The 12,555-nt window shown below is 72.3% G+C and carries 8 protein-coding genes; 7 read left to right on the forward strand and 1 reads right to left on the reverse strand.

All coding sequences use genetic code 11. The features are described from left to right. Nucleotides 1–92: 92 nt before the first annotated feature. Nucleotides 93–491 carry a phasin family protein gene (locus tag CCR97_RS12670; RefSeq protein WP_111358587.1) on the reverse strand — a complete coding sequence of 133 codons (399 nt, stop codon included), beginning with the start codon at nucleotides 489–491 and terminating at the stop codon, nucleotides 93–95. 375 nt (nucleotides 492–866) lie between these two features. Between CCR97_RS12670 and CCR97_RS32295 the strand changes: the two genes are divergently transcribed. The 7 genes from CCR97_RS32295 to CCR97_RS12705 form a co-directional block, all read left to right on the forward strand. Continuing rightward, the gene (locus CCR97_RS32295) at nucleotides 867–4,241 is read left to right on the forward strand and encodes a PAS domain-containing sensor histidine kinase (RefSeq protein WP_170145944.1); all 3,375 of its coding nucleotides are present in this window, start codon (nucleotides 867–869) and stop codon (nucleotides 4,239–4,241) included. 322 nt (nucleotides 4,242–4,563) lie between these two features. Further along, the gene (locus CCR97_RS12680; RefSeq protein WP_244670412.1) at nucleotides 4,564–5,397 is read left to right on the forward strand and encodes a DUF1194 domain-containing protein; all 834 of its coding nucleotides are present in this window, start codon (nucleotides 4,564–4,566) and stop codon (nucleotides 5,395–5,397) included. Between the two features lie 277 nt (nucleotides 5,398–5,674). Next, nucleotides 5,675–6,721 carry an extracellular solute-binding protein gene (locus CCR97_RS12685; RefSeq protein WP_111359892.1) on the forward strand — a complete coding sequence of 349 codons (1,047 nt, stop codon included), beginning with the start codon at nucleotides 5,675–5,677 and terminating at the stop codon, nucleotides 6,719–6,721. A 71-nt stretch (nucleotides 6,722–6,792) separates the two neighbouring features. After that, entirely contained in the window at nucleotides 6,793–8,571 is a 1,779-nt protein-coding gene (locus CCR97_RS12690) for an ABC transporter permease (protein ID WP_111359891.1), read from the forward strand. Nucleotides 8,572–8,800: 229 nt separating this feature from the next. Further along, complete coding sequence (locus tag CCR97_RS12695; RefSeq protein ID WP_111360636.1) at nucleotides 8,801–9,535, forward strand: CoA transferase subunit A; 735 nt, start codon at nucleotides 8,801–8,803, stop codon at nucleotides 9,533–9,535. Beyond that, nucleotides 9,535–10,188 carry a CoA transferase subunit B gene (locus CCR97_RS12700; RefSeq protein WP_111360637.1) on the forward strand — a complete coding sequence of 218 codons (654 nt, stop codon included), beginning with the start codon at nucleotides 9,535–9,537 and terminating at the stop codon, nucleotides 10,186–10,188. Before CCR97_RS12695 ends, CCR97_RS12700 begins: the two co-directional genes overlap by 1 nt. A 441-nt stretch (nucleotides 10,189–10,629) precedes the next feature. Continuing rightward, a partial coding sequence (locus CCR97_RS12705) for an AsmA family protein (protein ID WP_201159533.1) occupies nucleotides 10,630–12,555 on the forward strand: 1,926 nt, incomplete at its 3' end.

A 12,555-nucleotide genomic window follows, 5' to 3' on the forward strand; every position in this document is an offset into this window, starting at 1 on the left:
GCTCGTCTTGATTGTGGGCTCCTGCCCATCATGGTGCAGTGCAATATTCCATGGAACGAAACCATTCCGCGCTGCACCAGGGGCGCCGCTGCTCAGGCGCCGTTGCCGCGACCCGGCACCTTGACGCTGTCCATGGCGGTCCGCGTGGCGGTCTCGCCGAGGTCCTTGAGCTGCTCGCTGAGCACCTGCATCTGGGTCTGGACGAACTCGGCCTGCATCTTCACGACCTCCTGGATGTCCTTCGCCTGGACCACCCGCTGGGCGAAGTCGAAGGCCGAGATCACGTTGCGTTCCGCGAAGTTCATCGCCTTCTTGCTGATCCCCTGGGCGCCCACCTGGCTCGCCTTCACGCGATCCTCGAACGCCGAGACGGCCTCCTGGGCGGCCTGCATGTAGTTGTTGAAGGCGAGCTTCGCCTGCTCGACGCTGCGCTCCGCGACGGCCCGCATCTCGGACGGGATCTCGAAGGACGGGGTGGTGCCTTTCATCATCTTCCTCTCCTACGGCGGCGGACTCGATCTGGCCGCCTGCAACATGGTCATTATTGCACTGCAACATGAGAATGGCAAATCGAAAACAACCCGTACGGGATATTCTCGTCCTGGTGGTGTCGGGATCCGGAGTAACCCAGAGGAGTACCTGTTAACGTTAGCGAACAGTCGCCGGGGGATGCGCCCGGTCCACCGTGGACGCCCGTGAAAGCGCCATTTATTAAGGGTTTGTTTACGATGGGGCGCGGCGCCTCGGCGAGGCGTGTGGCGCGGCACCCGGGGAGCGACCCCGGTCGCGGAATGTGGGCGCAGCGGATGGGAGATCGGTCGGCCGACCTTTCGGCACTCCTAAGACACCGGCTCACGGTCCATGCCGTGGCGGCGGACCCGGTCTGGCTGTGGTCGACCGACGCCACCCGGCTGCTCTTCGCCAATGCGGCCGGGGCGGCCGTGCTGGGCGCCGGCTCGTTCGCCGCGCTCGCCGATCGGCGCTTCGATCCGGCCGATCCGGCGATCGCCCAGGTCGCCCGGCTCGCCGCCACCCTCTATCCGTCCGGCACCACGATCCTGCATCGGCTGCGCGGCTTCGGCGCGCCGCTCGGGCGGGCGCTCTTGTGCGCCTGCACCCGCGTGACGGTGGACGGCCGCGGCGCCGTGCTGGTGGTCGCGCAGGAGCCGGCCGGCCCGCGCCTGAGCTTCGCCGAACGGGTGCGCCGGCTGTGCGCCGCCTACGACCTCCCGATCGCCGCCTATGCGTCCGACGGCACCCGGATCGCGACCAATCCGGCCGGCGCGCAGGCGCCCGCCGGCGGCGCGACACTCGCGGCGCTCGGCGTCGAGCCGCTGGTCGGCCGCGCACTCGCCGAGGGCAGCGCCACGGGTGACGGACCCTCCGGCCCGGTCGAGATCGTGCGGGTCGGCGAGGGCGCCGAGACGGCGCTGCTGGTCCGGCTGCCACCCGTACCTGTCGCGCCCGCCATCGCGCCGCCCGCCCAATGTCCCGCAGAGATGCCCGCGGCCGCCGGCCGGTCCGCGACGGCCGGGTCGCCCGATCCGGAGCTGCGCGATCCGGAGCCGGTGGCGGAGCAGCCGAGCGTCTCTGCCGCGGATGCTTCCTCTGCCGCGGATGCGTCCGAAGCGGCGGCCGCGGCACCGGACACCCCGGCCGTGGAGGCCGACGCTGCGCCGCCCGAGGCTCCGGCCGTCGGCGATGCCGCGGCCGAATCCTTGGATGCGGAGCTTTTCGAAGCGGAACCGGTCCGAGAGGAGGCCCCCCAGGCCGAGGCGGTCGTGACGGTGGCGGCCGAGGGGCCGGCTGCGGCGGACGCTTCGGAACCGGCCTCGGCGTCACCCATCGCCGTCTCGGACGATCGCGACGCGCAGGACTCCGCGCCGGCCGCGCCCCGCGACGACGAGGCGGAGTGGCGCGACGACATCGACGCGGACGCTGCCAGAGACCCGGACGCTCGCGGCGCGATTCACGCCGCGACCGGCGGGACCGGCACCGAGACGCCGCCCTTGCGCATCGACATGCCGGCGACCGAGCGGCGCCACCCGCTGCGCTTCGTCTGGCAGATGGACGCCGAGGGGCGCTTCACGCTCGGCTCCGACGAGTTCGCCGAGGTGATCGGGCCCCGCGTCGCGCTGGCGCTCGGCCGGCCGTGGCGCGAGATCGCCGCCGCGCTCGGGCTCGATCCGGAGGGGCGGGTGCTGCGCGCCGTCGAGACCCGCGACACCTGGAGCGGCATCGTCGTCTCCTTCCCGGTCGACGGCAGCGAGGAGCGCCTCGACGTCGAGCTGTCCGGCCTGCCGGTCTACGACCGCGCCCGCACGTTCCTCGGCTATCGTGGCTTCGGGGTCTGCCGCGACCTCGGCCGGCTCGCCGATTTCGGCCGGCTGCGCCGCGCCCCCGTGTTCGCGATCGGCGAGGCGGCGACCACGGCCGCGACGCCGGCGCCCGCGACGCCCGCCGGCGCCGATCGTCCGAACCCGGATGGGCCCGAGAACGTCGTCCGCTTCCCGGTGCCGCCGGAGGCGCGGCCCGCGGCCGCCGCGCTCACGGCCGGCGAGCACAACGCCTTCCACGAGATCGCCCGCCAGCTCCAGGCTCGCCTGGGTGGCCGGCCCGACGCGCCGGTGGCGGACGGCGGCGATGTCGGCGATCGGCCGCAGGTCTCCTTCGGCACGGCCAAGCGGGCCGCGGAGACGGCGATCGGCACGGCGGCGGCCGGTCTCGGCGATGCGGCGGGACTCATCGACCGCATGCCGGTGGGGGTCCTGGTCTATCGCTACGACGAGCTCTTGTTCGCCAATCGCAGCTTCCTCGCGACGACCGGCTATCCGGACCTCGACGCGCTCGCCGCCGCCGGCGGGCTGGACAGCCTGTTCGTCGCCGGCGACGCCGATCTCGCCACCTCGCCCGGCCCGCAAGGGCAGGCGCTGGCCATCCTGACCCGGCGCGGCGACCGCAAGCCGGTGGCGGCGCGGCTGTTCGCGATCGGCTGGAACGGCGAGAGCGCCTTCGCGCTGGTGCTGGCGGCGGCCGGCGAGGAGCGCACCCGCGCCGGCGACGTCGCGCTCAAGCGCGCCGAGGCGACCATCCGCGAGCTGCACGCGCTCCTCGACACCGCCTTCGACGGCGTCGTGGTGCTGACCCGCGACGGCACCATCGTGTCGGCGAGCCACAGCGCCGAGGTGCTGTTCGGCGCCGAGGTCGGCGGCCTCGCCGAGACGCCGTTCGTGGACTTGTTCGCCGGTCCGAGCCGCGAGGTCGTCCGCGACACCCTCGCCCGGGTGCGGCGGAGCGGCCGCGTCGCCCTCGACGCCGGCCGCGAGGTGACGGGCGTGGTGCGCGGCGGCGGCGCCGTCCCGCTCGCCATGACCATGGGTCCGATGAGCGACGGCAGCGACCGGCTGTGCGTCGTCTTCCGCGATCTCACGGCGCACCGGGCCGGCGGCTCGGCAGGGACCGCGACGGTCGCCTTCGCGCCCGCCGGAGTGCCGGCCGGCGAGCGCCGGTCCGCGACCGGACAGGCGCCGAATGGGGCGGGCATCGGCGACTCGGCCGGCTTCGTCGCCAAGCTCGGGCACGGCCTGCGCACCCCGCTGACCGCCGTGATGGGCTTCGCCGACCTGATGCTGGAGGAGCGCTACGGCCCGGTCGGCAACGAGCGCTATCGCGGCTATCTGCGCGACATGCGCGCTGCCGCCCAGCAGATGGCCGGGCTGATCGACGACACGCTCAGCCTGTCGCAGGCCGAGAGCGGCACGCTCGAGCTCACCTTCGTGTCGGTCGACCTCAACGAGATCGTCCAGGCGGCCGTGAAGAGCATGCAGCCGCAGGCGAACCGCGAGCGCATCATCATCCGCTCGTCGCTCGCCCCGCGGGTGCCGCCGATCGTCGCCGACACCCGCTCGCTCCACCAGATCATCCTCAATCTGATCGGCAACGCCATCCGGCTCGGCGGCCCCGGCGGCCAGGTGATCGTCTCGACCGGCCAGAACGACCGCGGCCAGGTGGTGCTGCGGGTGCGCGACACCGGCCACGGCATGAGCCAGAAGGATCTGCAGACCGCGCTGCAGGCCGACACCCGCGCCGACACGGCGCCGCCGGCCGGCAACGGCCTCGGTCTGCCGCTCACCAAGGCGCTCGCCGAGGCGAACCGCGGCACCTTCGCGATCACCAGCCGGGTCAACGACGGCACCCTCGTCGAGGTGACGTTCCCGCGGCCCAAGATTCCCGCCGAGTAGGCGGAGCACGGGTCTGCCTCAGACGACAGCCTTCGTCGTCCCGGGGCGCGCCGATGGCGCGAGCCCGGGACCCATATCCCCTGCCTGCCGTGAGCCACCGGCACCGGGCGTATGGATTCCGGGTTCGCGGACCCGACGGTCCGCGCCCCGGAATGACGGACGCCGGGATCCCTCCCGCCCTGTTTGCGTTATGCTCCGAGGTGCCGGTGCCGTCAGGGCCGGCTGCGTCCGCTCCGCGACACCCCCGCGCGGCGTCGGCCGCCGCGGGCCGTCCGTCGCGATGCGGCCGGACCGATCGGGGCGGGGGCGATCGGAGGCGGCGATGCGCATCCCGGTGGTCGGCATCCCGGTGGTCGGCGGCGCGCGGCGCGCGGCGCGAGCCGCGGTCGGAGCCCTGGTGCTCGCCGTGGCGATGCTCGCCGCGGCGCTGTCGGGGACGACGCCGGCGCGCGCCGCCGAGGAGGTCGACCTGCTGCTGGCGCTCGCCGCCGACGTGTCGCGCAGCGTCGACGGCCAAAAATTCCAGCTCCAGCGCGACGGCTACGCGGCCGCCCTCACCGACCCGAAGGTGGTCGCGGCGATCACGGGCGGCACGCTCGGCCGCATCGCGGTCGCCTATATCGAATGGTCGGGCGCCGGCAACCAGAAGGTCGTCATCGACTGGACCGTGATCCGCGACGCCGACAGCGCCGGCAAGTTCGCCACCCAGCTCCTCGAGAGCCCGCGCGCCTTCGCCGACCGCACCTCGATCTCGGGCGGCATCGACTTTTCGGTGGCGCAGCTCGAGCGGGCGCCGTTCCAGGCGCGGCGAAGGACCATCGACGTGTCGGGCGACGGGACCAACAATTCCGGCCGCGACGTGACGGCGGCGCGCGACGAGGCGGTCGCCAAGGGCATCCAGATCAACGGTCTCGTCATCCTCACCGAGCAGCCGCTGTCGTGGAACGCCGAGCACACCAACCCGGCGGGCGGGCTCGACGCCTACTTCCGCAACAACGTGATCGGCGGGCCCGGCGCCTTCGTGATGACGGCGCAGAACTTCGACTCCTTCGGCCAGGCGCTGATCGGCAAGCTGATCGCCGAGATCGCCGGCACGGCACCGCCGTCGCGCGCGGCGCGGGTCGCGCCGTCCGGCATGGACACGCTGCTGCGCTGAGAGCGGCGCGCTCGGACAGGCTTCGTCTAGCCGCGGGGTAATCCGCGGCCTGGCGTCGCAGCGCCGTGCGGGGCGGGGCGTGGCGTCGCGGGAGCGCGCCGCCGCCCCGTGGCGAAGCGACGGAATTCCGTTTCAGATTCGAAAGGTTCCAATCTCGGAATCGTTCCAAGTCCATGACGGATCGGGAGAATTCCTTGACGCGCGCGGCCCCGCACCTCTAGCTCGGCGGCAGGTGTTCGCCGACACGTGCCTCACAGTCCCCCGTCAGGAGCCTGCCATGCCGACGCGCCCGCGCTCTTCGTCGTCCGCCCGCATCTCGTCCGCCATCGTCGTCGCCGCGACGCTCGTCGCCGTGCCGCCGGCGGCGCTCGCCCAGTCCGGCGAGGTGAACGTCTACACGTATCGCGAGGCGAAGCTGGTCGCGCCGCTGTTCGAGGCCTTCACCAAGGACACCGGCATCAAGGTCAACACCATCTCGGCGAGCAGTGGGCTCGAGCAGCGCATCGCCACCGAGGGCGCCAACAGCCCGGCCGACGTGCTGCTCACCGTCGACATCGGCCGCCTCAAGGAGGCGATCGACCTCGGCGTCGCCCAGCCGATCAAGTCCGACGTGCTCGACAAGGTGGTGCCGGCCCAGTACCGCGATCCGAACGGCCTCTGGTACGCCGCCTCGGCGCGCGCCCGCGTCGTCTACGCCTCGAAGGCGCGCGTCGCCCAGAACGAGATCACCTACGAGGAGCTGGCCGATCCCAAGTGGAAGGGTCGCGTCTGCATCCGCTCCGGCCAGAACATCTACAACAACGCGCTGTTCGCCGCCGCCGTCGCCCACTACGGCGAGGCCAAGGCCGAGGAGTGGCTGAAGGGCCTCAAGGCGAACCTCGCCCAGAAGCCGTCGGGCGGCGACCGCGAGGTGGCGCGCGACATCGCCGCCGGCAAGTGCGACATCGGCGTCGGCAACACCTACTACTGGGCGCTGATGAGCGAGCGCGAGCCCGACAAGAAGGCCTGGGCCGAGGCCACCAAGGTTATCCTGCCGACCTTCCAGGGGCACGGCACCCACATGAACGTGTCCGGCGTGATCCTCGCCAAGAACGCCCCCAACAAGGCGAACGGCCTGAAGCTGATCGAGTGGCTGGTCGGCGAGCAGGCGCAGAAGATCTACGCCGACATGAACTTCGAGTATCCGATCCGGTCCGGCGTGAAGCCGCATGCGGTGATCGCCGCCTATGGCGAGCTCGCCGCCGACCCGCTGCCGATCGCCACCATCGCGGACAACAAGAAGAAGGCCGCGACCCTCGTCGACAAGGTGGGCTTCGACAACTGAGCACGCGGGCGGCCACGCTTCTCTCACGTCGTCATGGCCGGGCTCGTCCCGGCCATCCACGTTTTCGCGCGATGCCGGGCCGCGACGGCGCGGCATTGCACGAGGCCGAGCATGATGGGGGAGAGATCGGGGCGGATGCTCCCGATCACGTCCCGCGGACGGCGTGGGCGCACGGCTCGATCGTTCCGCGTCGCCTTCTTCGTCTTCCCCGCCACCCGCTCGCCTGGGCCTTGCTCGCCGCCCTCGCGGCGCTCGTCGCGACGCCGCTCGCCAGCCTTCTCGCCATCGCGCTGCGCGGCGATCCCGAGCTGTGGCCGCATCTCGCCGCCTATGTGCTGCCCGACGCGATCGTGACGACCGCGCTTTTGCTCGCCGGCATCGCGGTCCTCACGTCGCTGATCGGCGTCGGCACCGCCTGGCTGGTCGCCGTGCACGACTTCCCGGGTCGTTCGCTGATGACCTGGCTGCTGCCGCTGCCGCTCGCCTTCCCGACCTACATCGTCGCCTACGTGTACGCCGACACGCTCGACACGCTCGGCCCCGTGCAGGGGGCGCTGCGCTGGCTCCTCGGCATCGCGGTGCCGGCCGGCTCGCTGCTGCCGGAGCCGCGCTCCCTCGGCGGCGCCGTCGTGATCATGAGCCTCGTGCTCTACCCCTATGTGCATCTCGCCATGCGGGCGAGCTTCCAGGGGCGCAGCGCCGTGCTGATCGAGGCGGCGCGGCTGTTCGGGGCGAGCCCCTGGCGGATCGCCCGCACCATCACGCTGCCGATGGCGCGCCCGGCGCTCGCCGCCGGCCTCGCGCTGGTGCTGATGGAATCCCTCAACGACATCGGCGCTACCGAGTATCTCGGCGTGCGGACCCTGACGCTCGCCGTGTTCACCACCTGGCTCAACCGCGGCAGCCTCGCCGGCGCCGCCCAGATCGCCGTCGTGATGCTGATCGCGGTCGCCGCCCTGATCGCCCTGGAGCGCCACGCCCGCCGCCACCGTGTGGTCGCCGCGAGCAGCGCCGACGCGCGCACCTGCCGGCGCGTGCCGCTGACCGGCGCCGCGGGCATCCTCGCGCTGCTCGCCTGCCTGGTGCCGGTCGGGCTCGGCTTCGCCGTGCCGTTCGGCTTCCTGCTGCGCGAGGTCTTGACCCGCGGCCTTCTCGTCGGGTTCGACCCCGATCTGGTCCGCCACATCGGCTCGACCGTGATGCTGGCCGGTGCCGCCACGGTGCTCGTGCTGGGGCTCGGCTTCGGCGGCGCCTTCGCGGCCCGGCTGATCCGGCGCCGCCGCGCCGGAGCCCTGCTCGGCGCCGCGGGTCTCGGCTACGCGGTGCCCGGCACGGTGCTGGCGCTCGGGCTGCTCGGCCCGCTGGTCGCGGTCGACGAGGCGATCGGCGGCGTGGTGCGGGCCGTCACCGGGCACGGCGCCGGCCTGCTGCTCGCCGGCTCGGCCGCCGCCGTCGTCATCGCCTACACGATCCGGTTTCTCGCCATCGCCACCGGCTTCGCCCAGGCGGCGCTGACCCGCCTCCCGGTCGACCTCGACGACGCCGCCGCCTCGGTGGGCGCGCGGCCGCGCCGTGTCGTCGCCGCCGTGCATCTGCCGCTCACCCGCCCGGCGCTGGTCGGCGCCGCGCTCCTGGTCTTTGTCGACTGTCTGAAGGAGCTGCCCGCGACCCTGCTGCTGCGGCCGCTGAACACCGAGACGCTGGCGACCTATGTCTACCAGTTCGCCACCCGCGGCAGCTTCGAGGAGGGGGCGCTCGCCGCCCTGCTGATCGTCCTGGTCGGGCTCGTCCCGGTGATCCGCATGGTCCGGCTCGCCGACGATCTCGACCCGGACGCGCCGCTCGCGTAGCATCGTGCCGCACCTGCAGCATGGAACGGACCGGCGGCCGGGCGGGAGCCCGCGCGGGCCGGAGCGAGACACGACCGGGAGGCGATCGTCGGGGCTTCGGCGCGCTGCCGGCGATCGACCGGAACGACTGAACGAACTTGCAAATCCGTCATCCGAACGGCCATGTCGCGGGCCGGCGAACCGGCCCGCGAAGGCGAGCAAACGGCGGTGGGATCATGAGGGTGGGAACATGAAGAAGGTCTATGCGGACCCGTCCGCGGCCCTGGCAGGGCTGTTGAAGGACGGGATGACGATCATGTCGGGCGGCTTCGGCCTGTGCGGCATCCCCGAGAGCCTGATCAAGGCGGTGCGCGACTCGGGGGCCAAGAACCTGACCGTGATCTCCAACAATGCCGGCGTCGACGGGATCGGCCTCGGGATCCTGCTGGAGACCCGCCAGATCCGCAAGATGATCTCGTCCTATGTGGGCGAGAACAAGCTGTTCGCGCAGCAGTTCCTGTCCGGGGACCTGGAGCTCGAGTTCAACCCGCAGGGCACGCTCGCCGAGCGCATCCGGGCCGGCGGCGCCGGCATCCCGGCCTTCTACACCAAGACCGGCGTCGGCACCGTGATCGCCGACGGCAAGGAGGTGCGCGAGTTCAACGGCGAGAAGTACGTGATGGAGACCGGCCTCGTCGCCGACGTCTCGCTCGTGCACGCCTGGATGGGCGACACCGAGGGCAACCTCGTCTACCGGAAGACCGCCCGCAACTTCAATCCGATGATGGCCACGGCCGGCAAGGTGACGATCGCCGAGGTCGAGCACCTGGTCGATCCGGGCGACATCGAGCCCGACCGCATCGTCACGCCCGGCATCTTCGTCAAGCGTCTGGTGCAGGTGCACGCCGAGAAGCACATCGAGCAGCGGACCACGCGCAAGCGCAGCCTGGCCGAGATGCCGGCCGGCGCCGGGGAGGAAGTGTGATGGCCTGGACCCGTGACCAGATGGCGGCCCGCGCCGCCCGCGAGCTGAAGGACGGCTTCTACGTCAATCTCGGCATCGGCATCCCGACGCTCGTCTCCAACTACATCCCGGAGGGCGTCAAGGTCGTGCTGCAGAGCGAGAACGGCATGCTCGGCATGGGCCCGTTCCCGTATGACGGCGAGGAGGATGCCGACCTGATCAACGCCGGCAAGCAGACCATCACGGAGCTGCCGACGACCAGCTACTTCTCCTCCGCCGACAGTTTCGCGATGATTCGCGGCGGCCATATCGACCTGTCGATCCTGGGCGCCATGCAGGTCGCCGAGAACGGCGACCTCGCCAACTGGATGATCCCGGGCAAGATGGTGAAGGGCATGGGCGGCGCCATGGACCTGGTCGCCGGGGTGAAGAAGGTCGTCGTGGTGATGGAGCACGTCGCCAAGGACGGGCCGAAGCTGCTGCACCGCTGCAACCTGCCGCTCACCGGCGCCAACGTGGTCGACATGGTGATCACGGACCTCGCCGTGTTCACCATCGACAAGCACGGCCCGGGCGGCATGACCCTGATCGAGCTCGCCGACGGCGTGTCGCTCGACGAGGTCAAGGCCAACACCGAGGCGACCTTCAAGGTCGGCTCGGCCAAGGCGGCCTGAGCGGGCTTCGGCGCCGAGCGCCCGGCTCCGCGTCGCGCGTTCGGACGCTGCGTCCCTCGGAGGCCGCGTGCCCCGGACAAGGCACATCGGGCCGCAGGCCCGGTGTGCCGCAGAGCCGGGGCCCAGGGGCGCCACGGAAAGCGGACAGACCGGGGCCCGCCGGGTGGTCGCGTGAGGCGCCTCGCCCGATCGCCCCGGGTCCCGGGTCGCGGCGCCATGCGCCGCGCCCGGGACACGAGGCCTCACCGCGGGTGGGGCGTCGATGGGCGTCGCGGTCGTTTCGGACCTCGTTCTCGCTTGTGTGTTTTCCAAAAAGCCCTGCCGGTGCCGAGTCTTGGGCGAGTCCTGCCGGCCACGAAAGGGTCACAGAGATCGCGCAGGGTCGCGGCGTTCCGCCGTCATTGGCCGGCCCAACCCGCAAAACATCGGATCCGTGCTGCCGTGAGCGTTCCCACCGGCTTCAAGCGCCTTGCCGCCGCCGTCTCCGCGGTGGTGGTGGGCGGACTCGTGGTGCTGGGGCTGGCGTCCTATCTGGTTTCGGTCGATGCCGCCCGCGACGCCGTGACGGGCGAGGTGCGGGCCGTCACCGGGTTGGAGCCGACCGTGCGGGGCACCTCGACCCTGTCGATGTTCCCGTCGCCGCGCATCGCGCTCGGCGACGTCGCCCTCGCCGGCTATGCCGAGGACGACTCGCCCTTCGTGGCCGAGGCGCTGGTCGCCAATGTGCGCTGGCTGCCGCTGCTGCTCGGCCGCATCGAGATCGCCGACATCGCGCTGGTGCGGCCGCACATCACGGTGCGGTTCGACGCCGACGGGCGCTCCAACTGGTCGCCGCTGGTCGCCACGCTCGCTTTGGCGATGCGGCCCGACCCGCGTGCCGAGCCGCGCTCCCTGTCCTTCTCCGAGATCCGGATCACCGACGGCACCGTCGTCCTGGTCGACGCCGGCCGCGGGTTGAGCGAGGCGCTGGAGCGGGTCGAGCTGTCGCTCGCCTGGCCGTCGATCGCCAAGAGCTTCGCGGCCACCGGCCGGGTGACCTGGCGGGACGAGCCGCTCGACCTCGCGCTGGCGATCGCCGACTTTCCGGCCGCGCTGGTGGGCGAGACCTCCGGCCTGAAGCTGCGGGTCGGCGGGCTGCCGCTCAAGGCGGCCTTCGAGGGCGCCATGAGCCTGCGCCCGAGCCTCAAGATCGACGGCACGCTGGCCGCCGACGCGCCCTCGCTGCGCGGTGGGCTCGGCTGGGTGTCGGGCCGGCCGTTCTACGGCGTCGGGCTCGGCCGGTTCGCTCTGAAGGCCAAGACCAACGTGGTCAGCGGCACGGTCGCCCTGTCCAGCCTCAACATCGAGCTCGACGGCAACGCCGCCGAGGGCGTGCTGACCTGGGGGCTGGCCGAGCGCCGGAGCCTGCAGGGGACGCTCGCCGTCGACACGCTCGACCTGACCCCCTACGCGGCGGCGCTGCGGCTGATGGCCGCCGATCAGCGCGCCTGGAACCGCAAGCCGCTGTCGCTCGACTGGTTCGACGACGTCGACCTCGACCTTCGGGTCTCCGCCGCCCGGGTGCTCACCCCGCAGACGCGCTTCGGCCGCACCGCGATGGCGGCGACCCTGCAGAACCGGCGCCTGGTCGTCACGGTCGGCGAGGCGCACGCCTTCAACGGCGTCGTCACCGGCTCGCTCGCCCTCGACAAGACCGCCGACGGGGCGGCGTTCCGCTCCCAGCTCTCGTTCCGCAATGTCGACCTCGAGACCTGCCTGTCCGAGCTGATCGGCGTGCGCCGGCTGGAAGGGAAGGGCAACGTCCTGGTCAGCCTCGACGGGGCGGGGTCGAGCGTCTTCGGCGTCACCCGCACCCTCAACGGCCGCGTCTCGCTCACCGCCGCCAACGGGGCGCTGGTCGGGGTCAATGTCGAGCAGCTCCTGCGCCGGCTGGAGCGTCGCCCGCTCGGCGGCGGCGCCGACTTCCGTTCCGGCCGCACCCCCTTCGACAGCCTCGCGGTCGTCCTCAAGGTCAGCAACGGCACGGCCCAGGCCGAGGATGTCCGCCTGCAGGGCACCAATGTGCGGCTCGCCGTGGCCGGGACGGCCTCGGTGCCGAGCCGCGAGCTCGATCTCACCGGGACGGCGAGCCTGCTGGCGCCCATGCTCGAGCAACCGCCGACCTTCGAGCTGCCGTTCTTCGTCCAGGGCAGCTGGGACGACCCGATGATGCTGCCCGACACCCAGGCGCTGATCCGCCGCTCCGGTGCGGCGGCGCCCCTGCTCGACTCGCTCTCGGACAAGCGCACCCGCGATGCGGTCCGCTCGGCGATCGACCGGCTCGGCGGCGGCGACGGCGCCGCCGTGCTGCGCCGCCTCGGCATCGGG

Source organism: Rhodoplanes elegans, from assembly GCF_016653355.1.
Taxonomy (GTDB): Bacteria; Pseudomonadota; Alphaproteobacteria; order Rhizobiales; family Xanthobacteraceae; genus Rhodoplanes; species Rhodoplanes elegans.